We start from the raw sequence: 23,884 nt of genomic DNA on the forward strand, positions 1-23,884 counted from the left end.
TCGGATGGAGCTCCAGATGGTCAGTGGCGGAATCATCAATGACGACGGCGTTTGCGGCAAGGGTCTTGCTGTGCAGCGCTGGCGAGGTCTTGCCATTCTCGCCTGTGCTGTCGTCGCGGGGCTCGGACCGACGCCGGCGCGCGCCGAATATCCGGACAAGATCATCAAGATCGTGGTGCCCTTCGCAGCCGGCGGCGGGACCGACATCATGGCACGAACGACAGCTCAGGAAATCCAGACCGATCTCGGCAAGCCCGTCATCATCGAGAACAAGCCGGGCGCAGGGACCATCATCGGGACCCAAACGGTGGCCACCAGCGAGCCCGACGGCTATTCGCTGCTGATGGCGACCTTCGCGCACGCGGTCAACCCGAGCCTGTACAAGAAGCTGCCGTTCGATCCGCACAAGGATTTCGCTGCGGTCTCGCTGATCGCGCGATCGTTCAATATCGTCGTCGTTAACCCCGCATCGAAAATCAACTCGATCGCCGATCTGATCGCTGAAGCCAAGGCCAATCCGGGCAAACTCAATTTCGGCACGTTCGGCACCGGGACCTCGGCTCATCTCGCCGGTGAGTTGTTCAACGCGATGGCGAAGGTCAAGATGACGGCGGTGCCCTACAAGGGCGCGGCGCCCGCGATCAGCGATCTCCTGGGGGGACAGATCGACGTGATGTTCACCACGGTGGCAAGCGCGGCCTCGCTGGTGGCAGCCGGGCAACTCCGCGCGCTGGCCGTCACATCCGCCGAGCGGTCGGCGGCGTTTCCGCAATTGCCAACGGTTGCGGAAGCCGGGGTTCCCGGCTACGCGGCGGAGTCCTGGTACGGATTGTACGCTCCGGCCAAAACGCCGGTGCCGGTGATCGCACGTCTCAATCAGGCGATCGCAAAAGCCGTCCAGTCCGGTGCTTTCAAGAAGCTCGAGGCGAACGAAGGCCTCATCATGGTCGGCAGCGCTCCGGAAGATCTCGATCGCTATGTCTCCGGAGAGGAGGAGCGCTGGCGCAAGCTGGTCAAGGACGCCAACATCGAGGTGCAATAGACCTGGCGAAACCGGCAATATCCGGGACCGCCCAGCGGTCCCGGAAATCGTCCGACTAGAATGTCAGCCCGCAAGCCCGCCGGATCGCGATCTGAACGGGCGAAGCGGGCAACGCCGGATCAAACTCGCTCTTCGGCAGCAGCGCAGGCTGTGCCATGAAGCGCGGCTGTTTTCCCCGGTGGGATTGCGCGGCATGAACAAGGAACGGATGGCACAGATAAACGCTGCCTGCGGCACCGGTCGCCAGTGTCATCTCGCAATCCATCGTCGAGGCGTACCCCCCGGCCGAGAGCTGCCGGAGCGTCGCACCGGCATCGCCATAGGGCAGCAGCTCCCGCGCGATGGTGGCATGCGAGCCTTTTCGGATCCGCGTGGGCGCATCATCCGGGCCGATATCCGAGAACAGGAAGAGCATCAGCAATGCACGTCCGCTGCTCTTCACATTGGCGCGCCACTCCAAGAAATCCGGATTGGCGATGCCAAGGCTCATGTCCACATGCCAGCCATCATCACCGGGGGTTTCCGTTGACGGGAAGCGGATCGGAAAGGTTCCGAGGCCTTTCGGCGCAAGCCAGCGCCTTTCGCCGACGAGTTGATCGTAGGCCTTGTGCAGGGGTGGCGCGTTCGCGGCTTCAATGAAAGGGGGCGAAGTCTTCGACCCTACCCTGACAACGGGTTGAGTCCAGTGTTCGGGTTGATCTGGCGACAGACCGATATCCGCCCACAGCTCGTCCCTGCATTGTTTCGCAAGCTGGGTGCTGAAGGCATTTTCGATTTTGATGAAACCGTCGTCGATGAAGTCCTGGACCTGACGGGGCGTCAGGCCGACCTGTGCGGTCTGGGGCATTGCACATTCTCCGTTCGGCTGCCGCATCGAGCGCAGCCGGTTTGATCTGATTGGCGCGGATGCGCCGGAAACGACGTCAGCCGTTCAGATCAGCGGGAAGAATGTGGACGCGAACATCATGATGGGAACCGTATATCGCGGTGGAGCCCGGAATCAAGACACGCTTGGCTGCTTTCCGCAGGCCGAGTGGCGGCAGCCCCTCACGGCGTGAGGAGGCTGCCGCATGCTCATGCGCGGATCAGGGGCAGGAGTGACGCAGACCATCGTTGCCCAGATAGGTCCCTGAGCCCGGATCGTAGGACCGAAAGCGCTGCGCGCAGTAGGAGGCGGCGTTGGATTGCGCCTGGCTGTTGGCGATCGCGCCGCCGATGATGGCGCCGGCCGCGAGGCCGCCGAGTACGGCTGCACCGGTGCCACCGTGGCCGTGACGGTGCCCGTAATAGCCATGTCCGTGTCGAGGCCCGTGTCCATAGCCATGCCGGTACTGCACCTGCTGCACGCCTTGGTCGGGGCCGGGATTCGCGATTGGCAAGGGCGCCGCGAACACGGGTGAAACAGCCGTCGAGAGCATCGCTCCGGCGGCCGCAAGGGCGACGAACGTTCTGCGCATTGTCATGTCGGGCTCCATGTTGTCGAGGATGAAGGAGCAACGGCCGCTCGCCCGCTCCGTTCCCTTTGATGCCCGGCGAGCGTCACGGCGTCGCAGAAAATGAAATGTTGGTAAGGATAGCCGCAGGGCAGAACCAAGGCCTGCGCGTTGCGGGATGCCGCGCGAGCACGCCCCGTTCCTATCTGTCCTCGTCACGCCGGCGGAAGGGGTCGGCGACATCATCGTGACCGCTGCGGCTGCTGAAGAACATCAGCGCCATCAGCCCGCAGCCGATGAGAAGGGAGAAGAAAGCTCCGAGGCCAAGCGCGATCCAACCGTGCTTGCCCATTTCGACGCCGCTGCTGGCTCCCCAGACCGAGAATCCCCAAACGCCCGTCAGGAGTAACATGGCTCCGAGAGCGACCAACAGGGCGATCTGGCCGGCACTGATGTTTTTCATGGTGATTTCCGTTGTCGTGCCAAACGAGGGTCCATTGCGGACGTCAAGCGGTGTTCTTGCGACGCCGCCGCTCCGCGCCGTGCTCGTTCGAGTTCGCTCTGCCGGAGCATGCCTGACGAAGCTCGGAAGCAATTTGCGCGGCAACAACTTCAACCACGGATGTCCGTGGAACTCTTGCGAGATCGCCGGCGCGCCAGCGGCCCGCCATCCGGCGGCGTGCCGCTTTCGCACGAGCGTTATGCTCCGTCGCATCTGCCTTCCTCATTCGGAGACGGCGAGAACGGTCAGGCTTCTGACGCGTTGGTCGGGCGTTTCGAACGCGATCCGCTGTCCCACCGACAGGCCGATCAAAGCCGCACCAACGGGAGTCAGGATCGAGACGCGGTTGAGCTCGATGTTGGCCTCGTGAGGATAGACCAGCACGATCTCGCGGCTCGCGCCCGTCTCGTCATCGCGATAAGTCAATTTGGAGCCCATCCTGACTACACCGCGCAAATCGTTCTCTGCGGCGAGTGTCGCGCGTTCCAGTTCGCTCGCCAGAAACTGGGCGACACGCGGGAAGAGCTCCATGGTCGAATTCGCCAGCGAGTTTAGGCGCCGCGATTCGTCTGCCGCGATCCTGATCGGCGGCAACGCCGGCTGCTCTATTCGAATCTCGGCTTCGAGGTTGCGCATTTTTGGTATCTCCTAGGCTGCAGCTGGTCCGGGATCGTCATCGAGCGGCCTGCGCCGATGAGCGCGGAAGAGAGGGACGACGTTCGGGCTCGATGGGGTGACGTTCTGAACTCTGATGACGTTCAGACAGCCGGCGACGAAGTATGGCATCTGGTCGCCGACCTGCAGCCCGATCAAAGCCGCTCCCAAAGGCGTCAGGACCGAAATGCGGGCGGGATCCGACCAACACTCCTCAGGCCAGACCAGTTGCACGGTGCGGCGCGGAGCGCCCCAATCTGTACAATAGGTGACCCATGATCCGACGGTCACCCGCGAACGGACATCGTCCCGCTCGTCGGGCACGATGGCGGCGCGGTTGATCTCACCGAGGAGGAAGATGCCGTCCAGATCGCCTTTCTGGGCAGCGTTACGGGCAATCTGTTCGAGTCGCGGATAATCCGATGCGGTGAGCGCGATTTTTGGAAGAGGCAGCACGGCACACTCCTTCTGCTTCAATACAACCTCTCGGGTGGAGGTCACGAAAGCTGGAAAAGAGCCCGGACGACGCGAACGCCGTCCGGCTAACCGCCTGCTTGCAGGCGGCCGGCGTGAAGACCAAAGCGCGCGGTGCGCGCATCTATGTCGACGACATATGCCATGACACACTAAGTATAGTGATTCATTTCGCTGGAGCCATTGCGGCGTAACCGCACAGCCGCGGGCGGCTGACCGCTTGCGACAATCCTTGACTTGGCCGCGATGCGAACCTGGGATTTCACGACTCGGCTGCCGGAACCCGCGTCGGTTGATGGCCGCGCCGCCACGGGATCTCCCATCATTGATCTGAAACAATGATGATCCCGACCACCAATGCTAGAAGGATTCGCAAGTCGCGACTCACGGCTCCGGCCGGTCGCGACAATCGCAACGCGCTGGAATCCGAGGGCTGAATGGGACGACTGCTGAATATCGTGACGCCGCTGCATACGGCGACCAAGCGCGACTACATGGGGCGCATGAACGACGACAAGATCGGCTGCTCGCTGAAGGCGCGAGAATACGAGGCCGATTATTGGGATGGCGACCGCCGCTTCGGCTATGGCGGTTACCGCTTCATCGAGGGGCGCTGGGCGCCGGTCGCCAAGGCGCTGATCGAGACCTATGGCCTGAAGGACGGCTCCAGCGTGCTCGACGTCGGCTGCGGCAAGGGTTTCCTGCTGTACGAGATTCAGAAGATCCTGCCGGGCCTGAAGGTCACGGGCTTCGATATCTCCAAGCACGGCCTCGCCAATTCGCATGAGCAGGTGCGGCCCTATCTCTTCAACTACCGCGCCCAGGACATCTACCCCTATGGCGACAAGAGCTTCGACCTCGTGATCTCGCTCGGCACCCTGCACAATCTCCGGCTCTACGAGCTCGAGGCGGCGCTCAAGGAGATCGAGCGGGTCGGCAAGAACAAATACGTCATGGTCGAGGGCTACCGGACCGTCGCCGAATTGCACAACCTCGAATGCTGGGCGCTGACTGCGGAATCCATCCTGCACACGTCGGAATGGATCTGGCTCTACGGCAAGCTCGGCTACACCGGCGATTACGAATTCATCTATTTCGAGTGATCGGGCGCGCCTCATGGACATCAAGACTGCCAAGGCGGCCATTCTCGTCGAATCGGGCAAGCCGCTGATCGTCGACGAGTTCACCTTGCCGGATACGCTCGAGCATGGCCAGGTGCTCGCGCACGTGCACACCTCCAGCATCTGCGGCGCGCAGATCAACGAGATCGACGCCGTCAAAGGCGTCGACAAGTTCCTGCCCCACCTTCTCGGGCACGAAGCGCTGGCCACGATCGTGGAAACCGGCCCCGGCGTCGTCTCCTGCAAGCAGGGCGACACCGTCGTCATGCATTGGCGGCCGGGCAAGGGCATCCAGTCCAATACGCCGGCCTATTCCTGGCGCGGCAAGCGCCTCAATGCCGGTTGGGTCACCACCTTCAATGAGTATGCCGTGGTCTCGGAGAACCGTGTCACGCCCGTTCCCGCCACGATCGACCGCACCAGCGCGCCGTTGCTCGGCTGCGCGGTGACGACCGCGCTCGGCGTCGTCAACAACGACGCGCAGATCGCCATCGGCGAAGCCGTCGTCGTGTTCGGCGTCGGTGGCGTCGGATTGAACATCGTGCAATTCGCCGCGATGGTCGGCGCCTGGCCCGTCATTGCGATCGACCGCCTCGACAACAAGCTGGCGATGGCGAAGGATTTCGGCGCCACCCACACCATCAACTCCGAAGCGGTCAAGGATGTGGCCGCGGAGGTTCGCGCCATCACCGGTGTTGACGGACCCGACAAGGTCGTCGAGACCACCGGCGTCAAGAATCTGATCGAGCTCGCCTACGAGATCACCGCAAAGAAGGGCCGCTGCATCCTCGTCGGCGTTCCCCGCGAAAAGGCCGAGATCTACACGCTGCCGCTCCATTTCGAGAAGGTGCTGAAGGGCTCGGAAGGCGGCCAATGCCAGCCGGCGCGCGACATTCCGCGCCTCGTGCGCCTGAGCGATGCCGGCAAGGTGAGCTACCGCGGAATCGTGACTCACGAGTTCGCGCTCGACAACGTCAACGACGCGCTCGACCTGATGCGCAGCGGCACCTCGGGGCGAATCCTGCTGAACATCAGCTAGGCCGGAGCGAAGGCGCCGACGACACGTCGGCGCTGGCGCTGCAGTAGCCAGGCTGTGATTGCAGTCGATGTTGTGATCGCGGACCGGATGCAGCGCTATCCGGGCTACAAATGCGAGCCTCTGGAAATGGCTTACTGATCGGCCCGCTCGGCACCACCGAGGCCGTCGCCGGTCGTCGCGAGACCGAGCCCGGCACGCAGGCCATCCAAGCCGTTATTTTCCGCCTGAACGGGCCTATTCATAGGCCTTCCGGTTTCGCGTCCCTCCCGTAACCGCCGGTTAACCATGGATATTTACGGTGTAGCAAGCCTCTGAGCCGGGGCAGTCAGTTGATTTCGAGTCCAACCATGGCGTTCGGTCGAAGCGCATCTCCGCGAAGCATCGCCCCGACGGAGCCAGCGGCTTCGTGGGAAGCGCCGCGGGCTACGCGCACGAATCCCGAGGGCGCCGCGCCGGCGCTGATCAAGGGATCGCTGACCGTCTCCGGAGCACTCGCCTTCCTGCGGGAGAACGGCCGGCGGATTCTGACGTTGTCGCTGGCGTTGTTCGCCCTCGGCATCATCGTCCTGATGGTTCTGCCGGTCCGGTACGCCGCAACGGCCCTGGTCGTGCTCGATCCCCGGGAGCTGCGTGTCACCACGGAGCAGGACGTCTTGCCGGGCATCGGCCAGGACGCCGCGGCGCTTCAGAGCCAGATCGAGATCGCCAAATCGGACGGCTTTCTCCGTCCCCTGATCGAGCAGCTCAAGATCGCCGATGACGACGACATCGCCGGCGGTCATACCGACATGACGCGCCTGCTCGAGAAGTTCCGCAGCCGCCTCGAGATCACGCGGCGCGGGCTCACTTACGTCATCGCGATTTCCTTTACCTCGAACCGCCCCGAGCAGGCCGCTTACTACGCCAACGCCATCGCCGCGGCGTTCGTCGCCAGCCAGGGCCGTGTCCGTACCGAGGCCACGGACGAGGCCGCCGACTGGCTCAAGGACCGGCTGAAGGCGTTGAACGAGCGCCTGCGCGCATCGGAAGACGCCGTCGCCGCCTTCAGGCTCGAGCACAAGATCCTCAATGCCGGCAAGGATTCGACCACCCAGCAATTGCGGGTGACCGATATCAATCAGCAGGTCTCCGCCGCCCGTCTTCGCACCGAGGAAGCCAAGGCGCGTTACGAGCAGGTGCAACGCGATCTCAAGGCCAATGTCGAAGGTCCCGTGAAGCAGGACCTTTTGAGCATGCTGCGCGCGCAACGCTCGACCCTGAATGACCAGATCGCGCAGAAGAAGGCGGTGTACGGTGAGCGCCATCCCGACCTCGCGATCTCCTACAGCCAGCTGGCCGATATCAACCGGCAGATCGAGGTCGAGCGGAAGAAGAACATCGACACTGCCAAGTCCGAATACGAAGCTCAGCGGGAACAGCAGAACGCGCTGGAGAAGCAGCTCAAGGCGGTCGAAACGCAGATGCTGGTCGACGGCCAGGCGCTGGTGAAGCTGCAGGAGCTGCAGCGCGACGCCGATGCCAACAAGAACATCTACGAGCAGTTCCTGTCGCGGTTCAAGACGACCAACGAGCAGCGTCAGCTGCAGAGTTCCCAGAGCAAGATCGCTTCGCCCGCCATTCCGCCGTTGCGCTCGACCCGTCCGCCGCTCGCTCTGCTGCTGGCGGCGCTGGCGATCGGCTCGTTGCTGACATCGACCGCTGCCGTCGCGGTGATGACGAGCATGTCCGGCGGGCCCGCGCCTGCCGAGGCTGCCGTGCACGCGGCTGAGGACCGGCAGGTCCAGCCTCGAGTCCCGCAACAGGTCCTGCCTCAAGTCCAACCTCCGGCCGCCGCCGGGCCCCGGCCCGAAGCGATGCCGCGGCTTCCTGTCTGGGCCCGCATTCCCGATCTGACGTCTGCGTCCGGGACCGCGACCAGCACCGTCTGGCAACGACCGATCGCCACTCCGGCCGAGCTTGATCTCGGTCCATATCTGCGGCCGCTGCTCGAGCGGATCGATCGCGTGCCGGTGCGCGGTTGCAAGGTCGCTCTCGTGCTGTCGGTCGGCAAGAGCGCCGGCGGCAACACCGTTGCGCGTTCGCTTAATCGCGCCGCCGTGAGCAGGGGCATGATGAGCGTGCTGATCCGGTTGCAGGAGGAATTCGCAGGACACCAGCCGCCGGTGACCGAATGGAACGACGGCTCGACCACGGCGGGACTTCAGTCGATCGACGAGCTTCTCAGCGCCGGCCGAAAGGCCGATGCGAGGCCCGAGGACGATATTCGCTCGGAGTTCGACCTGATCATCGTCCATGCCGGCAATCTCGCCTTGCAGCCCGACGCCATCGCGCTGGCCGCGCATGCTGACCTGATCGTCCTTGTTGCGCGCGCCGGCGAGCTCGGGTCGGCGGCGATGCGCCGGGTGACCGCGGCGCTGTCGCAGTATGAGACCGTGCCGATGGGGCTCGTCGTCAACCACGCGCCTGCGGGCTCGACGGCGCCTTACCCCGAGGGCGGCGCATTGGGCCTTGCGGTTTGACGATGGCAGCTTCGCAGCGTCGTCGGCTGATTGCTGCGATGCTTCTGTCGATCTCGTTCGGTCCGCCGGCCTTCGCCGACACTTGCGTACCCGTTCCGCAGACGGTCGCGCCCGCGAGGCTTGCCGCACTGTCCCGCGGCTTCAATGCGGACGGCTGGATCAACGGCGAGGTGCCAAGCCGCGAATTGCTGCAGCAGTTGCGCCGCGCTGGAATGAGTCACGTCCGGCTGCCGGTGCCGGCCGAGCGTGTGATGCCGCGTTTCGCGTCGAAGGTCCAACGTGACGAGACGCTGGCCGTGCTCGACAAGGCGCTGAAGCAGCTCACCGCGCTCGGCTATGCCATCTCCGTCGATCTTCATCCCGGCGAGCGCTTCAACCGGCTGCACAAGGAAGATCCGGACGCGGCGCTGCACGAGATGCAGGAGGCCTGGAGCGGGCTGGCAGGACTCATGCGCGCCTATCCGGCCGATCGAATCTTCGCCGAGCTGCTCAACGAGCCCGATATCGACGCCGACACATGGCAAAGGCAGGCCGGGACGCTCGCCGGCTTCGCGCGCAAATTGCTTCCCGCCAACACCCTCATCGTCGGTCCGGTCAACTGGCAGCGCGCGGACTCGCTGCCGCGGTTTCGTCCGTTGGACGATCCCGACGTCGTCTATGCCATCCACTTCTATGATCCCATGGTGTTCACCCATCAGGGCCATTGGGATGCGCAGGATCCGCTGCACGACATCATGGACCTGCCTTTTCCGATCGACGCCGGCGATCCCAAGGTCCGCGCAATCCGCCAGGATTTGCAGGCGAGGGGCGCGACCAAGGCGCTCGGCATGCTCGATACTGCGATTGCCTCCGCCCGGGACAAACCGGGCGCCGATCGCTGGCTCGCGCCCGCGCTCGAATGGCAGCGGCAGTTCGCGCGGCCGATCATCGTCAACGAATTCGGCGTGCTGAAAGCCGGCGCGCCCAGACAAAGCCGGCTGCGCTGGCTGGCGGAGGTGACCGCTTACGCGCGCGACCATTGCTGGGGCTGGACGCATTGGGAGCTGGCGCAGGGCTTTGGCCTCGTCGACCGCAGCACCGGCAGGCCCGATCCCGACGTGATGCGAGCGCTGCTCGGCGCGGCGCGGCCCGTCCGGCGCTGACATCGCGCCGGTTCGCTATCGTTAACGCATCCTTACGCATCGCCCCGCTATCGTGCTCGCCGCGCGATGCCAAAGGACGATCGATGAGCGCCGGGGACTTGACCCAGGATCAGAGCGTGCACGCCATGAGATTGCCGCCGGCCTGGCGCGAGCTGGCTGCGACGTTCTGCATCGCCGTGGCCGCGATCGGCTTTGTGCCGATCCTGCATCTGGCCAATCCGGCCCTTGGCATTGTCGTCGAGGTCCTCGTCGGCATCGCCATCGTGCTGGCGGTTCCCACCTGCGCGCCTGCCATCGCGATCTTCGTCCTGTTCTTTCAGAACCTGTTCGTCTCGATCCTGTCGCCGCTGGTTCCGCTGCCGTCCGATCTCGATTTCATCAAGGGCTACAATTTCCTCGTCTGCTCCGTGATGTGGCTGGCGACGTTCGGCCTCTACGTGCTGGGCCAGCGGAACCAATCGGCCGAGGTGAACCGCATCATGCGCTGGGGTGTCGTCACCCTCGCCGTGGTGTCGCTGTATTTCGCGATCGGCTTCGTCCAGGACGGACAGCCGGCGGCGGTCTATCTGCGCAATATCGTGCTGCCGCTGTTCCTGTTCCAGCTTTCGCTTCTGACCGCCGCGACCTACGAGGTGCGCATCACGCCATTCCTGGTGACGCTCGCGGTCATCCTCATGCTGTGCGGCTATGTCGAGTTCGCCTTCCGGGATGTTTGGCTGGCCATCACCAACAGCTATACGTTCTGGGGTTTCGACGAACTCAAGGCGACTCATTCGGGCGTCTGGGAAGCTCAGATGCGGGCCACCGGCAACGTGCCGGTCGACCTCAAGGACCGCTTCAGCTTCGACTTCCTGAACACGCCCCTGCTCGAGGGGTTCGGCCTGTCGAAGATGCTGCGCATCAACGGTCCGAACATGCACCCGATCAGCTTCGCCTACGGGCTCGCCTTTCTCACCCTGTTCCTGTTTTCGGTCGGACGACCGCTGCTGGCCCTCGCGGCGTTGCCGCTGCTGGTCTTCTGCAGCGTGAAGGGCGCGCTCATTACGGTCATCTTCGTAGCGGCAGCCTGGATTGGGACACGCCTGATCGGCGCCGTGGTGACGTTGTTGCTCGGCTTCCTCGGCATGATCGCCTTTGCGATTTTGGCGATCCGCCTCGGACTTCAGATCGGCGACTATCACGTCATCGGGTTGATGGGCGGTTTGGACGGATTCGTGCAGAAGCCCTTTGGCCGGGGCCTCGGCATCGGCGGCAATCTGGCGGAAAGCTATTTCTCCATCGACTGGAGCGCCGCGCAGGCCGCAGGCACGATCGACGGCGCGGTCGAGAGCGCGATCGGCGTTCTCCTGTACCAGATGGGCGTTGGCGCCTTCGTGCCGCTGGCCTTCTATTTTGCGATGGCCCTCAAGGCCTGGCGCCTCTACGCGTCGTCGGGCTATCTGACGCAGGGCCTCGCCGGCTTCGGCGTCATGGTCGTGCTGCTGAATGGATTGTTCCAGGAAGAGGCCGTGTTCGCGCCGCTCGCGCTGGGGCTCATGCTCTCGCTCACCGGCCTCGTCATCGGCAGTCATGCGAGAATGCAGGCGGTCGCGAACGAGGAGACGGAAATCGAGCATGTCGCGCAATATCAGCCGGTGACCTGAGCCGCCGCCATTGATTGCTCACGCAGGAACTTCCGCTTTTTCCCGGCGTTGATCGTGCTCGCCGCAAAAAGGGGCCGGTCCCGCCCGATGAAAAATTTTTCCAACGCCTCATTCTCTCCCGACGTGATCGCGATCATGACGGGCGCCCTGGAAGCCGCGGTCGCGAGCCTCCCTGAGCCCGTGCATTCCTCGCATGTCACCACACTCGCCGAGTCCATCCTGCGTACCGCCGGTGCCGGCGAGCGCAACGCCGCTGACCTGCAGAGGATCGCCCTGATGGAGCTGCAATTGATTCCGCGCGCGTGAGGAGCCGAACATGAGGACCACATTTGCCGCCATCGTCACGTTGCTCGCGACGCTCTCAGCTGCGCGTGCGGAAAGCTGGACGGCATACCGCATCCCTGAAGCTGGAACATCGGTGGACATTCCCATGTCGCTCTTCACCGAGCTTGCCGGCAAGCCCGACGGCCTGGGCCAGCGGTTTCAGACCGCTGATGGTCGGGCCGATCTTACCGTGCAGGCTGTTTCCAACAGCGAAGGTCTCTCGCCGTCCGCGTTCCTCGCCAGGAAGGGCCCACCTGCCGGCATCATCTACAAGCGCGTGACCCCGAAGTTCTTCGTCGTTTCAAGCATCAAGCGCGACAAGATCTGGTACAACCGCTGCAATTTTTCACGCGGCTACGTGCACTGCGTGCTGATCAATTACCCCGCTGCCGAGAAGCGGCAATGGGATGGCGTGGTCACGCGGGTCAGCCACAGCCTGAGCGCCAACTGAACGGCCCAAGGAAAAAGAGCTGCCCGAACAAGTCGGGCAGCAGGGCCGTGAGGTTAGCGAGCGGTCGTCGATGTCGTCGACATCGTCGGCTTCGAGCCCGGCACATGCGACATAGTCTTGGTCGTCGAGCCGACCTCTTCACCGGCCTTGACCTTGGTGCGGGTATGCGAGCGGCTGAACGCGCCGCCCTCATGGGCCTGCGCCCGGGCGTTGGAGTTCATCACGGGACCGTTGCCCTTGTTCGTGCTGACGCCGGTCTGTGCCTTGCCATCGACGGCAGCGGCGCTTCCGCCGGCCGCGATCGACGAGCCGGTGCTGCCGTTCGCCGAGGTCGACGTGCCGCCGGTGCCGACCGTCGAGGCCGAGGTGCCGCCGGCCGCGGCCGAGCCGCCGCTTCCGCCCGTGACGCTCTTCTGTGCGAGAGCCGGTGAGCTGGCGGCAAGCAGAGCTGCGATTGCCGCGGTCGCGAATGTCGTTCTCATGTTGAATCCTCTCGATGAATCTTAGGGGGACGAGGTCGAAATCGTGCAACCGTTGACCGTGATGGTGCTGGCGCTGGTCGAGCCCGGCCCGCCTGCGGTCGAGGACGAACTGGAGACGTTGCCGCCGCCCGCCTGCACATGCACCGACGATCCGCCGGCCGAGCTCGAGCTTGAAAGCGAACCGCTCGAGGCTGTCGAACCGGTCGTGCTTGAGCCCGATGAGCCGACCGCGGTGATGCTGCCGTCGGCATGTTTTTCGACCGTGACCTTGCAGGTCTCGCCCGATGCCGTCTTGCCGGTCTTTTCCATGGTGGTTGCCTGAGCAGCGCCGGTCATCAAGCTCAACGCTGCGATCGCAATGATTGATCTGTTCATGCGAGTTCTCCTCCAACAAAGACGAAGGAGCGGCATCGCTGCCGCTCCTGGGTCAAGGCATCAATCCTTGTCCTTCTTCATCTCGCCCTTGTTGTGGCCCTTGCCCTTTTCCATGCCCATGTCGCTGGCATGACCCGCAGACGAGCCGGCCGCGCCGACCGTCGAGCCGCTCTTGCCGTCGCCAGCCGACGAGCCGCCGGTGCCAACGGTCGATGCGGAGTTGGATCCGCTACCAGCCGCCGAGCCACCGGTGCCGACGCTGGACGAGCTCTTGCCGCCGCCGGCCGATGAGCCGCCGGTGCCGAGCGTCGAAGCCGAACCGCTGCCCGTTCCGCTGCCGGCCGCGGAGCCGCCCGTGCCGACGCTCGAGCTGCTGGTGCCGCCGCCCGCCGACGAGCCGCCGGTGCCCAGCGTCGAGGCCGAGCCGCTGCCCGATCCGCTGCCGGCCGAAGAACCACCGGTACCCACGGTCGAGCTGCTGGTGCCGCCACCCGCCGACGATCCGCCGGTGCCGACGGTCGAGCTCGATTGCGCTACGGCAAGCGCGGTGCTGGCCAACAGGGCGGCCGCGGCCGCAGAAAGCTTCAGGATCCTCATGTAGTTTCCTCCAGGGTTTTTCAAAAGCAATTGCCAAATCAGGCTCGGGATAAAGTGGCAATCGAGCAAACGTTCCAACTGTCGGACACGTTCGCGCATTTTGATCGCCGGCGGTGCAGCTCGTCACGCGTGCTGCGATGCGCGTTGGTTTCGCGTTCATCCTGCATTCATCCGCGCAAAGCGCTGACCGCTCTTACGGCGCATTCACGCGCGACGGGGGCAGCTCTCTCAGAATGCGTCGATCGTCACTCGACGATCGTAGAGCGCGGCGAAGCTGACGAGGCGGCAGTGCGACTGGAACGCCCGCCCGTTGCATGGCTCGGGCTCAGTCGGGGGTTGTGCGCGATCTCGGACGTCGGCCCCAGCGATTCCGGCGTCGTCAACGCTTGGCTTGCAGCGCGGCTTGATGCGTCTGGGATAAGCAGCTGCGCTGATGCCTCCACTGCAACCATGGTGGACGTGTCCAGAATGATCTTCTCAGGCAGGGCACGCGCGGAATGGATACGAATGACCGATCGGTCGACACCAGCACCAGCGGAGACATCGCTGAGGGGAGGCAAACTGCGGTCGAGCGCGAACAGCAGTGCCGCAACGAATGCACTTGCGAACACAAGGTAGCGAATGATGGGCATCAGGAATTGACCGCGAGATGGAGGAAGCGCGACTGCGGGCCGAGCCGCTTCTCCACGGTCCGCCGCATGCGGTGCTGCGATGAACGCGGCACCGGCCTGCCCGTTCCGCCGGTATGGGAACGTTTGCCATTTTTTCCCGTTCTGTTGCTGGGAACAGCTGATTGGAGGAGAGGAAGATGCCCATTTTGATTCTCTGGGCCGTGCCCGCCATCATGGTCGTCGGCGGCGGCATCTATCTCATCGGACACATGCACTGAATGCGAAGGCCCCGGTTTCGATGATGGAAACCGGGGCCGCAGCCTGCCTGGCTTGGCGGCGCGGCTGAAAGGTCAGTCGCGCGGGCTTCCGCGTGGCCTGGCACACACGTCCATACAGGCTCTCAGGAGAACGCGGAGCGCCTCAGATCACGCCTTGCCACAAGAGCTGTTGCTCTGATGCAAGCTGGCGACATCGGCACGGCCTTGGCTTTCCGCGACCTGGATCAACGTGATCGCACCGGGCGTGATGATTCCCATCTGTGGCTGGGCGGAGAGGTAGGTGGTGCTGCCGGCGCGCAGATCGAGGCTGACTTTCTCGCTTCCCTGTCCAAACAGATTGCTGCTCAGCGGAAGATTGTTGACCGCAACCTCGTGGCGGCCCGGAGGCAGGTCGCAAGCCAGGAAACCTGCAGCCTGACTGCCTCCCACGGAGCGTCCATCGACCGAATAGCTTGGTTGAATCGCGAAACCCAGGGCGGATGAGCGATAGACCACCAGCCGCGCCGTATTTGCCTTGACGTTATCCGTCAGAGCCGTGCTGCCCATCGGCCCTGACGCACACCCCGCAAGCAGGAAAGCCGCAACGAAAATCCCCGGACGCAAGCCCATTCCAACCCCCTGGTTCAGTCCAACAGTCCCCGGGGGAATCATTGGCGAGGGTGGTGGACGAAGTCAACCGCGACTTCTGGTCGTGCCGCGCCAGCTCATGTCAGCGCCACCCGAGGGCCGGTGCGACGTGCTTGAGGATCGCCTCGATCGCCTGCGCGCAGTAATCGACCCCGAGCTGATTCGGAATCGTCAGCAGCAGGGTGTCCGCTTCTGCAATCGCCTCGTCCTGGCGCAGCTGCTCGATCAGCGCATCGGGCTCGGCGGCATAGGAGCGGCCGAAGATCGCCCGGGTCTGCGGATCGATGAAGCCGATCTGGTCCTCGCCGCCGCGCTCCCGGCCGAAATAGGCGCGGTCGCGATCGTCCATCAGTGCAAAGATGCTGCGGCTGACGGAGACGCGGGGCTCGCGGGCGTGGCCGGCGTCCTTCCATGCGGCGCGATAGCTGCGGATCTGCGCGGCCTGCTGCACGTGAAAGGCTTCGCCGGTCTCGTCGTTCTTCAGCGTCGAGCTCTGCAAATTCATGCCGAGCTTGGCTGCCCACACTGCGGTGGCGTTCGAGCCGGCGCCCCACCAGATCCGTTCGCGCAGGCCTTGCGCGTGCGGCTCGAGGCGCAGCAGCCCCGGCGGGTTCGGAAACATCGGCTGCGGATTGGGCTCGGCAAAGCCTTCGCCGCGGAGCAGGTCGAGAAACACCTCGGCGTGACGCCGACCCATGTCGGCATCACTCTGGCCGTCGGCCGGGCGATAGCCAAAGTAGCGCCAGCCGTCGATCACCTGCTCGGGCGAGCCGCGGCTGATGCCGAGCTGCAGCCGGCCGCCGGCGATGAGGTCGGCGCTGCCGGCGTCCTCCACCATGTAGAGCGGGTTTTCGTAGCGCATGTCGATCACGGCCGTGCCGATCTCGATCTTGCTCGTCCTCGCACCGACTGCCGCGAGCAGCGGAAAGGGCGAAGCCAGCTGGCGCGCGAAATGGTGCACGCGGAAATAGGCGCCGTCCGCGCCGAGTTGCTCGGCCGCGACCGCAAGCTCGATTGATTGCAGCAACGTGTCCGCCGCCGAGCGGGTCTGCGATTGCGGCGAGGGGGTCCAGTGTCCGAAGGACAGAAATCCGATCTTCTTCATGGACGTCATTTAATGCCCGGCAGGACGGCGTCAACCACCTGCATGGATGGCGGTGCCTGCAGGCGAGGCAATCGCAAAATGGTCGGCGCGCTCGACCAGGAGATCCAGAAAGCTTCGCGCCCGCGGCGACATCCAGTGCGTCTCCGGATAGACCGCGTGTAGCGGCAGCGCGGCGATGCCGTAGTCCGGAAGCACGTGCTCGAGCTCGCCGCTGCGAAGACCGTCGGCGGCATTCCATTCGGGCAGGATGGCGATGCCGAGATGATGCATCGTTGCCTCCTGCATCGCATCGGCATCGTCGACATGGATGGGGCCGTTGACCGATGCGACGTGACGGCCGTGCTCGGATTCGAACGCCCATTGGTGCGCGGGCGACATCCTGGAATAGACGATGCATTGATGCGAGCCGAGATCGTCCGGCGTCCGTGGCAGCGGGCGGCCGTGCAGATAGGTGGGTGTCGCAACCAGATGGCGCTGCACGGTGCCGAGCCGGCGGGCGACCAGCGTGCTCGCCTCCAGATGCCCGATCCGCAAGGCCAGCTCGATGCCTTCTTCCACCAGATTCACGAACCGCTCGCTGAAGCGGATGTCGACCCTCACTTCCGGATAATTCCGCACATATTCGGCGACAATGGGCATCATGTAGCGCCGTCCGAACGACGACGGCACGCCGATCCGGAGCGTGCCCGTGGGGCGGGGCGCCGCTTCTTCGACGCTCGACCGCGCCATGTCGAAACTGCCGAGAATCTGGCGCGCGAGCTCGTAGATCCGGTGCGCCTCGGCCGTCGGCTTGAGCGTCCGGGTCGTGCGCAAGAACAACTGCGTGCCGAACTCGCTCTCCAGCATCGCGATGCGCTTGCTGACGGCGGGCTGGCCGATCCCGAGCTCCTTGGCCGCCGCCGAGAAGCTGCCGCCCTCGAGGGTACGGATGAAGGCGCGCAGGCAGTCGATCCGGTCCATGATCTATTCCGATCCGGAATAAATCATATCCCAGTTATTCCGTAGTGTGCAACACGACCGGTCGCTAGGCTTCCTCAAAACAAGCACTCAGGGGAGGAGACGACAGTGGCACGCAACATCGGAATCGTCGGCGCCGGCATCGCCGGCCTGCATCTCGCGCTCTACCTGCAAAAGCACGGCGTGGACGCCACCGTCATCACCGATCGGCCGCCCGAGGATTACCGCGACATCCGGCTGCTCAACACCGTCGCGCATCATCATGTGACGATCGCCCGCGAGGATTATCTCGGCGTCAATCACTGGACCGATCCAAAGGACCATTATTACTATCACGACCACGTCTTCAATTTTCCGCAGCCGCTGAGTTTTCGCGGCGACTTCTCGAAGCCGAGCCGCGCCGTCGACTATCGGATCTATCTTCCCGCGCTGATGAACGACTTCGCCAGCCGCGGTGGCAGGATCGAGTACCGTCGCATCGAAGAGCGCGACATCCGTCCGCTGGTCGCCCGCTTCGATCTGCTGGTGGTGTCGACCGGCAAGGGTCCGCTGGGCCAGCTCTTCACCTACCGTCCCGAGCATACGCCCTATTCGCAGCCGCAGCGGCGGCTGTGTGTCGGGCTTTACACCGGCGTGCGGCAGCCCGATCCCATGAACGTCACGCTCTCGGTCTCTCCCGGCCATGGCGAGATGATCGTGATCCCGACCATCAGCTTCGGCGGCATCGCCAACGCGCTGCTGATGGAGAATGTGCCGGGCGGCGACATGGAAGAGCTGGCGACGCTCAGTTACGACGACAATCCAAAGCACTTCCTGAAGGCGCTGCTGGGCAAGCTGGAGAAGCATCATCCGACGACCTATGACCGCATCGATACCGCGCGCTTCGACCTCGCGCAGCCGCAGGATCTTTTGCAAGGCGGCGTCGTGCCGACGGTGCGAAACACGGTGGTCGAATTCGACGACGGCAAATGCGCGATCGCGCTCGGCGACGTCCATGCGATCGTCGATCCCATGATGGGCCAGGGCGCAAACGTCGCCTCCTACGCGGCCTTCGTGCTCGGCGAGGAGATCGTCAATTCCGACGCGTTCGACGCACGCTTGTGCGAGAAGATCGATTTGAAGCGGCAGGACCGCGTGCTGGCGGCGTCGCGCTGGACCAACGTGATGCTGCAGCCGCCGACGGAAGCGCTGGGCATGCTGATCGGCGCGATGAGCCAGAACCCGGCGCTGGCGAACGAGTTCACCGAGAATTTCAATTATCCGGATCGCCAATGGGACCGCATCTCGACACCCGGGCGCATCCAGGCCTGGATCGAGCGCATGTCGGCGCCGGCAGAGCCGATCAGGGCGATTGCGTGAGGATCGATGCGAGCGGAAACGGAGATGCCGCGCGCCAATCCCGCCTCGTTCCGCGAAGCCGCCTCGCGCTTCGCGACCGGCGTTGCGGTGCTGACCGCGCTCGACGAGCACGGCCGCGTCTGCGGCATGACCGTGAACAGCTTCGTCACCGTCAGCCTGTCGCCGCCGACCGTGCTGGTCTCGGTCATGCCGGGCCGAATGCACCGTGCGATCTCGGCGACCTCACGCTATTGCGTCAACGTCCTGCCTGATCACGGCTGCGACCTCTCGCGGCATTTCGCCAGCCAGCCCAACACCGGCGCCAGCCCGGATTACGACATCGTGGACGGCCTGCCGCGGCTGTCGGGATGCGTTGCCTGGTTCGCGTGCGAAGTCACGCGTCACGTCGATGTCAGCGATCACACGCTGATCATCGCCGAAGTCTCGGCGTGCGACTACCGCGACACCACCCCGCTGGTGTTCTATTCGAGCCGGTATCATCTCGGGCCCGGGATTCCCTTCGATCGGTGACGGCGGATGAAGCGTGACGCCTCAGGCGCAGGCCACCCAACCGCGGAAGTGAAGCGGCTGAGCCCGTCGAGATCGTCACCATCCAGGCGTCCACCTTTCATCCCAAGAGGCGCTCAACCGCCCTGAGCGCGACGTCCCCCGGCGGCTTGATCTGGATCAAGCGTCACGCGATTTGCGGCACCTAGCGTAAAAGCTCTTCGCAGAGGAGGGAAAGCAATGCGGATATCCCGACGCCAGGCGACCATTGGCGGTCTCAGTCTCTTTGCAGGGGCATCATTCAGCACATTGGCCCGCGCAGAATTCGGCGACATCTTGCGCGACTTCGGTGAAGGAGTGGAAGAGTTTGCCGTAGCTCAGGATGCCTACATCTACGGCTATCCGCTGGTGACGATGGAATACACGAGAAGGATCATCACGAATGTCGCGAGCCCGGTGGGCAATCGCGCGCCGATGGGCCAGTTCATCAAGTCGCGCCAATATCCTGACGCTTCGTTCCGCGATGTGACCGCGCCGAATGCGGACACCCTCTACACGACGGCATTCATCGACGTCGAAAAGGAGCCGTGGGTCCTCAGCATCCCCGACATGAAGGATCGCTATTTCCTGTTTCCGATGCTGGACGGCTGGACCGACGTGTTTCAGACGCCAGGAAAGCGAACCACGGGGACGGGTGCGCAGACCTACGCGATTACCGGGCCGGGCTGGAAGGGTGCGCTCCCCTCGGGCGTCAAGGAGTACAAGTCGCCGACCAGCCTCGTGTGGATACTCGGACGGATCTACTGCACGGGAACGCCGGAAGACTATGCCGCAGTCCATGCTGCGCAGGACGCGTGCAAGCTGGTGCCATTGAGCAGCTACGGCAAGCCCTATACGCCGCCAGCCGGCGAGGTCGATCGCTCCATCGACATGAGGACCGCCGTGCGCGATCAAGTGAATGGCCTGGATGCCGTCGCCTACTTCACACTCCTGGCGCGGCTCATGAAGGCGAACCCGCCGGCCGCAGCGGATGCCCCCGCACTCGCCAGGTTCGCGCGGATTGGCCTCGTCGCCGGCCAGGAGTTCGATCCGAGCAGATTGCGCAACGCGGATTTTGCAAAACGTGTCCCGCAGATCGCCTTCGACCGGATCTTGCTTCAGTTCAAGGTCAACAAGGAGGTCAAGGATATCAACGGATGGGGGTACACGACCAAAACCGGAATCTACGGGACCGACTATTTCATGCGGGCATTTGTCACGGCCATCGGCCTCGGTGCGAACCGGCCGCAAGATGCCGTCTATCCCAGTTCGCAGAGGGATGGGGAAGGCAAGGCCTATGACGGCGCCGCCAAATATGTCCTGCATTTTGCAAATGGACAGTTGCCGCCTGCGCGCGGGTTCTGGTCGCTGACGATGTATGACAGCAACTACTTCTTCGTAGCAAACCCGATCAACCGCTATTCGATCAGTGCCCGGCAGAATCTGAAATCGAACCCGGACGGCTCCGTCGACATCTATATCCAGAAGGACTCCCCGGGCCCAGACAAGGAATCCAACTGGCTACCGGCTCCATCCGGCAAATTCCAGTTGATGATGCGATTGTACTGGCCGAATGACAAAAGTCCCTCGATCGTCAACGGCACGTGGAAGCCGCCGGCGGTGAAGAAACTGGCGGCCGTCGTTCAGCGCTAGAGAATCTGAAGCCCTGGCGCATCCGGCGATGCGGCGATGATGCCTGCCGTGTCGAGGAAGCGGTGACGCCTCAGGCGTAGGCCACCCAGCCGCGGAACGCGAAGCCGGTGTAGAACAGCGTGGGATCGGAGAAGCCGGCCTCGCGCAAGATCACCTCGTCCTGGGCGGGTGCGAGAATCTCCAGATGGTTGGTGACGGCGTTGCGTGCGGCCGCCGCCTGCTCGGGCTCGACGCCGGCGGCGGCCAGGAACGCGGAGTAGCGCGACAGCCACAGTGGGCGCTCTTCATCGCCGTCGGGCGCGCTCAGATGCGCAACCACGAACGGTGCGCGCGGCTTGAGCCGGCGGCGGACCTCCGAGGCGATGCGACGCCGCTCGGCGACATCGACGAAGTGCAGGGTCAAGAGGCAGGTGGCGCCGTCGAACGGTCCCTCCGGCGCATCATCGATGTAGCCTTGATGAAGGCGTGCACGTGGTGCGAGCGATCCCATCGTTTGGCCGGCCAGCGCCAGCATCGCCGCGGACGGATCGACGCCGTCGAAGCGCCAGCCGGGATGCGCTTGCGCGAACGCCTTGAGCTCGAGGCCGCCACCCGCGCCGAGCACCAGCACGCTTCCGTCGTTCGAAACGCGCTCGCCCAGCAGGATCGCCGCCATGGACAGCATGGCATTGTAGCCGGGCACGAAGCGCGGCGGTCCTTCGGTGTAGCGCGCCACGGCCTGCGGATCGGAGAACATGGTTTGAACGTCGGTCATGATGTTACTCTGCGGAAGGGGAGCGCGATCACGCGCGGTGCGCCTTCATGCCTTGATGTTTGCGGGAGCCGAGCCGCTTGCGCAGGTCCTCGCCCAGCATCGCCAGCGTCACCTCGCCGAGCCGCGCCAGCAGCAGCGCCTCCGCATCGTCAAAGGCCTGATCGAGCGCGGCATTGACGGCCTGCTCGACCAGGCAGCCGGGCGCCTCGGTCCGGTTGCCCATTGCGAGCAGCGGGGGATTGCCGAGCGCGGCATAGACGTCGCGCAGCGTCACCTTCGACAGATCGCAGGCGATCGTCCAGCCGCCGCCGTGCCCCTTCTCGGAACGGACGTAACCAATCTCCCGCAGACCCGCCATGATGCGGCGGATCACTACTGGGTTGGTGTCCATGGCCTTCGCCAGCGTCTCGGACGTGAACGGCCCAGGCTGCTGCGCCATGTGCAGGAGGACGTGGAGCACTCCGGAGAGTCGGGAATCTCGTTTCATGTAACTTTATATGTTACATGAAAACCCGGAAGTCAAGTCGGCGTCCCTTTCATCCGATGCGCGTTGCCGAACGGCACGCCCAGCGCGCCGGCTGATGGGGAACTGCGAGAGGTGAAGTACGGGTCTGATTTTCTTGCGTCGACCTAAAGCAGCGCTTTGGGCAGCAGCATGTGAATGCCCTTGTTGCCGTCGACGAGTTGGGTGACCCGCAGGTTGCCGGCCAGCGAGCACAGCATGTAGGCCTCGTTACGCGTGCGGTTGGTCCGCGCGCAGACGTGCTTGACCATTTCCCGGACGGCCTGCTTGGCGGCGTCATCGAGATCCTCGTCGAGCCCGATCGACATCAGATGCGTGGCGCTCTCGGCAAACGGCCATCGGAGGTCCATGTCCTTGCGAACCGTCAGGCGGAATGTTCCGGTGACCCCGGTCTCGAGTGCCGTGATGCAGACTTCGCCATCACCCTGCACGCCGTGACCGTCACCGGCGAAGAACAATGCGCCTTCGTTGAACACCGGGAGATACAGCGTCGTGCCGGCGCGCAGCTCCTTGTTGTCCATGTTGCCGCCGAAGGCGCGCGGAACGGGCGACCCGCAGCGGCCCCAGCTTGGTGGCGGGGCCGTGGCAATGATGCCGAAAAAGGGCGCGAGCGGAATCTCGGTGCCCCATGGCATGATGCAGACCTCTCGCTCGCGGTCGATCACCGGATGGATCGTTTCATAATCCGTGAACTCGTCCGGCAGCGTTCCGAGCAGAGGAAGGATCGACACGAAGCCCCAATCCTGACGGACCTTCACGTTGAGGATATCGACCTGGAGGGTGTCGCCGACATTGGCGCCGCGCACGTAAACGGGGCCGGTGATGAAGTGAGGTCCCGGCCCTGGCTGCATCGTCTCGAGGGCCACGCGATAGTCCTCGGGAACCAGCGAGAGGTCGTCCGGCAGCGTCTCCTTGCCCCCTGCCGGGAAGCTGTGCAGCGTCACGCTGTCGCCGGAGTTGATTTCCAGCACAGGTCGTGTGCTGCAGTCCAGATAGCCCCAGACCATGTTTTCGGGCGTGCTGGCTATCTCGTGGTGGCGTTGCATCGGATGAACTCCAGGCTTGGCGGGTGCTCTCTCGCGGGCGGGCAATCGTTCCGGGGCATCACGGGCGCGACCGGCAAAATCGTCCTCGGATATTCTAGGCTGCGGCAATCCTTCGGCTATACTGGCCCCAGGCCCTGCGCGGTGTTCCGTGCAAATGGCGGGCCGAGGGAGAGATCGATGAGGCGGTCCCGTTTCACTGAGAATGAGATTATTCATCTCCTTGCCGAGGCGAGCTCCGGGGTGTCGATTGCAGAAATCTGCAAGGCCGCCGGCATTACCGAGCGTACGTTCTATCGCTGGCGCCGCAGCTTCGGCGGCCTCGACGTCCGCGCCGTTCAGCAGATGAACGAGCTGAAGTCCGAGAATGTGCGTTTGCGCGGCCTCGTCAGCAATCTGTTCGAGCAGTTGCGCAACACGGACACGGAAAAAAAAGACGGCACATCGAGGGCCGCGCCGCAGCAGGGCACTCGCGCGAGCCGGATCGCAGCGGAGAAGTGTGGTGGCGCGTTGACCGGCCGCTTCTCGTCGGTGCGCGTCAATCCGTAACGTGCGGACTCCGCTCGGGCGGATGGAACCTGCAGGTGCATTGCGGTTCTGCAAATTCTTTGTGCAGCGATAATGTCAAAAATGACGGAATCGTTCGCGGCC

General features: G+C 64.1%; 28 protein-coding genes. 12 read left to right on the forward strand and 16 right to left on the reverse strand.

What is annotated here, in order from left to right:
• Nucleotides 1–16 precede the first annotated feature (16 nt).
• Nucleotides 17–1,042, forward strand: coding sequence for a tripartite tricarboxylate transporter substrate binding protein (locus tag C7G42_RS04015; protein WP_106948841.1), 1,026 nt, complete (start codon nt 17–19; stop codon nt 1,040–1,042).
• Nucleotides 1,043–1,097: 55 nt separating this feature from the next.
• On the opposite strand, the gene C7G42_RS04020 is transcribed toward C7G42_RS04015, so the two are convergent.
• From C7G42_RS04020 to C7G42_RS04040, 5 genes are all read right to left on the reverse strand, one after another.
• A complete protein-coding gene (locus tag C7G42_RS04020) occupies nt 1,098–1,889 on the reverse strand; it encodes a phytanoyl-CoA dioxygenase family protein (protein ID WP_106947756.1) in 792 nt (263 codons plus the stop codon).
• A gap of 238 nt (nt 1,890–2,127) precedes the next feature.
• Nucleotides 2,128–2,505 carry a BA14K family protein gene (locus C7G42_RS04025; protein ID WP_106948842.1) on the reverse strand — a complete coding sequence of 126 codons (378 nt, stop codon included), beginning with the start codon at nt 2,503–2,505 and terminating at the stop codon, nt 2,128–2,130.
• A gap of 172 nt (nt 2,506–2,677) precedes the next feature.
• Entirely contained in the window at nt 2,678–2,938 is a 261-nt protein-coding gene (locus C7G42_RS04030) for a hypothetical protein (RefSeq protein WP_106947757.1), read from the reverse strand.
• A 261-nt stretch (nt 2,939–3,199) separates the two neighbouring features.
• Complete coding sequence (rnk, locus tag C7G42_RS04035) at nt 3,200–3,613, reverse strand: nucleoside diphosphate kinase regulator (RefSeq protein WP_106947758.1); 414 nt, start codon at nt 3,611–3,613, stop codon at nt 3,200–3,202.
• A 12-nt stretch (nt 3,614–3,625) separates the two neighbouring features.
• Complete coding sequence (locus C7G42_RS04040; RefSeq protein ID WP_106947759.1) at nt 3,626–4,108, reverse strand: GreA/GreB family elongation factor; 483 nt, start codon at nt 4,106–4,108, stop codon at nt 3,626–3,628.
• A gap of 434 nt (nt 4,109–4,542) precedes the next feature.
• Between C7G42_RS04040 and C7G42_RS04045 the strand changes: the two genes are divergently transcribed.
• From C7G42_RS04045 to C7G42_RS04065, 5 genes are all read left to right on the forward strand, one after another.
• Nucleotides 4,543–5,208 (forward strand): class I SAM-dependent methyltransferase, encoded by a 666-nt coding sequence (locus C7G42_RS04045; RefSeq protein ID WP_106947760.1) that lies wholly within the window; start codon nt 4,543–4,545, stop codon nt 5,206–5,208.
• Nucleotides 5,209–5,221: 13 nt separating this feature from the next.
• The gene (locus C7G42_RS04050) at nt 5,222–6,265 is read left to right on the forward strand and encodes a zinc-binding dehydrogenase (RefSeq protein ID WP_106947761.1); all 1,044 of its coding nucleotides are present in this window, start codon (nt 5,222–5,224) and stop codon (nt 6,263–6,265) included.
• Nucleotides 6,266–6,612: 347 nt separating this feature from the next.
• Nucleotides 6,613–8,784, forward strand: a complete 2,172-nt coding sequence (locus tag C7G42_RS04055) for a GumC family protein (protein ID WP_106947762.1) — start codon at nt 6,613–6,615, stop codon at nt 8,782–8,784.
• A gap of 2 nt (nt 8,785–8,786) precedes the next feature.
• Complete coding sequence (locus tag C7G42_RS04060; RefSeq protein ID WP_106947763.1) at nt 8,787–9,926, forward strand: glycoside hydrolase family 5 protein; 1,140 nt, start codon at nt 8,787–8,789, stop codon at nt 9,924–9,926.
• Between the two features lie 83 nt (nt 9,927–10,009).
• Entirely contained in the window at nt 10,010–11,569 is a 1,560-nt protein-coding gene (locus C7G42_RS04065) for a hypothetical protein (RefSeq protein ID WP_199580638.1), read from the forward strand.
• Here the strand turns inward: C7G42_RS04065 and C7G42_RS35165 are convergent.
• Nucleotides 11,554–11,706, reverse strand: a complete 153-nt coding sequence (locus C7G42_RS35165; protein WP_199580815.1) for a hypothetical protein — start codon at nt 11,704–11,706, stop codon at nt 11,554–11,556. The two genes, C7G42_RS04065 and C7G42_RS35165, sit on opposite strands and share 16 nt — an antisense overlap.
• Between C7G42_RS35165 and C7G42_RS04070 the strand changes: the two genes are divergently transcribed.
• Complete coding sequence (locus tag C7G42_RS04070) at nt 11,657–11,875, forward strand: hypothetical protein (protein WP_094976459.1); 219 nt, start codon at nt 11,657–11,659, stop codon at nt 11,873–11,875. The two genes, C7G42_RS35165 and C7G42_RS04070, sit on opposite strands and share 50 nt — an antisense overlap.
• A 10-nt stretch (nt 11,876–11,885) precedes the next feature.
• Nucleotides 11,886–12,344 (forward strand): hypothetical protein, encoded by a 459-nt coding sequence (locus tag C7G42_RS04075; RefSeq protein ID WP_106947765.1) that lies wholly within the window; start codon nt 11,886–11,888, stop codon nt 12,342–12,344.
• A 53-nt stretch (nt 12,345–12,397) separates the two neighbouring features.
• On the opposite strand, the gene C7G42_RS04080 is transcribed toward C7G42_RS04075, so the two are convergent.
• The 7 genes from C7G42_RS04080 to C7G42_RS04110 all read right to left on the reverse strand — a co-directional run bounded on the left by C7G42_RS04080 (nt 12,398) and on the right by C7G42_RS04110 (nt 17,379).
• Entirely contained in the window at nt 12,398–12,826 is a 429-nt protein-coding gene (locus C7G42_RS04080; RefSeq protein ID WP_106947766.1) for a hypothetical protein, read from the reverse strand.
• A 21-nt stretch (nt 12,827–12,847) separates the two neighbouring features.
• A complete protein-coding gene (locus tag C7G42_RS04085; RefSeq protein ID WP_106947767.1) occupies nt 12,848–13,201 on the reverse strand; it encodes a hypothetical protein in 354 nt (117 codons plus the stop codon).
• A gap of 60 nt (nt 13,202–13,261) precedes the next feature.
• Nucleotides 13,262–13,798, reverse strand: coding sequence for a hypothetical protein (locus C7G42_RS04090; RefSeq protein ID WP_106947768.1), 537 nt, complete (start codon nt 13,796–13,798; stop codon nt 13,262–13,264).
• 245 nt (nt 13,799–14,043) lie between these two features.
• Entirely contained in the window at nt 14,044–14,430 is a 387-nt protein-coding gene (locus C7G42_RS04095; protein ID WP_106947769.1) for a hypothetical protein, read from the reverse strand.
• 404 nt (nt 14,431–14,834) lie between these two features.
• Nucleotides 14,835–15,296, reverse strand: a complete 462-nt coding sequence (locus C7G42_RS04100) for a DUF2846 domain-containing protein (protein WP_104465015.1) — start codon at nt 15,294–15,296, stop codon at nt 14,835–14,837.
• A 100-nt stretch (nt 15,297–15,396) separates the two neighbouring features.
• Nucleotides 15,397–16,419 carry an LLM class flavin-dependent oxidoreductase gene (locus C7G42_RS04105; RefSeq protein ID WP_106947770.1) on the reverse strand — a complete coding sequence of 341 codons (1,023 nt, stop codon included), beginning with the start codon at nt 16,417–16,419 and terminating at the stop codon, nt 15,397–15,399.
• Between the two features lie 30 nt (nt 16,420–16,449).
• The gene (locus tag C7G42_RS04110) at nt 16,450–17,379 is read right to left on the reverse strand and encodes a LysR family transcriptional regulator (protein WP_106947771.1); all 930 of its coding nucleotides are present in this window, start codon (nt 17,377–17,379) and stop codon (nt 16,450–16,452) included.
• A 105-nt stretch (nt 17,380–17,484) separates the two neighbouring features.
• Between C7G42_RS04110 and styA the strand changes: the two genes are divergently transcribed.
• From styA to C7G42_RS04125, 3 genes are all read left to right on the forward strand, one after another.
• Nucleotides 17,485–18,735, forward strand: coding sequence for a styrene monooxygenase subunit StyA (styA, locus tag C7G42_RS04115; RefSeq protein ID WP_106947772.1), 1,251 nt, complete (start codon nt 17,485–17,487; stop codon nt 18,733–18,735).
• Between the two features lie 6 nt (nt 18,736–18,741).
• Entirely contained in the window at nt 18,742–19,245 is a 504-nt protein-coding gene (gene styB / locus C7G42_RS04120) for a styrene monooxygenase NADH-dependent flavin reductase subunit StyB (RefSeq protein ID WP_245427522.1), read from the forward strand.
• 216 nt (nt 19,246–19,461) lie between these two features.
• On the forward strand, nt 19,462–20,913 hold the full coding sequence (locus C7G42_RS04125; RefSeq protein ID WP_106947774.1) for a DUF1254 domain-containing protein: 1,452 nt from the start codon (nt 19,462–19,464) through the stop codon (nt 20,911–20,913).
• Between the two features lie 70 nt (nt 20,914–20,983).
• Here the strand turns inward: C7G42_RS04125 and C7G42_RS04130 are convergent, their stop codons facing one another.
• The 3 genes from C7G42_RS04130 to C7G42_RS04140 all read right to left on the reverse strand — a co-directional run bounded on the left by C7G42_RS04130 (nt 20,984) and on the right by C7G42_RS04140 (nt 23,236).
• On the reverse strand, nt 20,984–21,667 hold the full coding sequence (locus tag C7G42_RS04130; protein ID WP_106947775.1) for a class I SAM-dependent methyltransferase: 684 nt from the start codon (nt 21,665–21,667) through the stop codon (nt 20,984–20,986).
• A 28-nt stretch (nt 21,668–21,695) separates the two neighbouring features.
• Nucleotides 21,696–22,154, reverse strand: coding sequence for an Rrf2 family transcriptional regulator (locus C7G42_RS04135; protein ID WP_106947776.1), 459 nt, complete (start codon nt 22,152–22,154; stop codon nt 21,696–21,698).
• Between the two features lie 143 nt (nt 22,155–22,297).
• Nucleotides 22,298–23,236 carry an acetamidase/formamidase family protein gene (locus C7G42_RS04140; protein ID WP_106947777.1) on the reverse strand — a complete coding sequence of 313 codons (939 nt, stop codon included), beginning with the start codon at nt 23,234–23,236 and terminating at the stop codon, nt 22,298–22,300.
• Between the two features lie 3 nt (nt 23,237–23,239).
• Between C7G42_RS04140 and C7G42_RS04145 the strand changes: the two genes are divergently transcribed.
• Nucleotides 23,240–23,782 (forward strand): transposase, encoded by a 543-nt coding sequence (locus C7G42_RS04145; protein ID WP_106947778.1) that lies wholly within the window; start codon nt 23,240–23,242, stop codon nt 23,780–23,782.
• The last annotated feature ends 102 nt before the right edge of the window (nt 23,783–23,884 follow it).

This window comes from Bradyrhizobium sp. MOS003, from assembly GCF_003020125.1.
Lineage (GTDB): Bacteria > Pseudomonadota > Alphaproteobacteria > Rhizobiales > Xanthobacteraceae > Bradyrhizobium.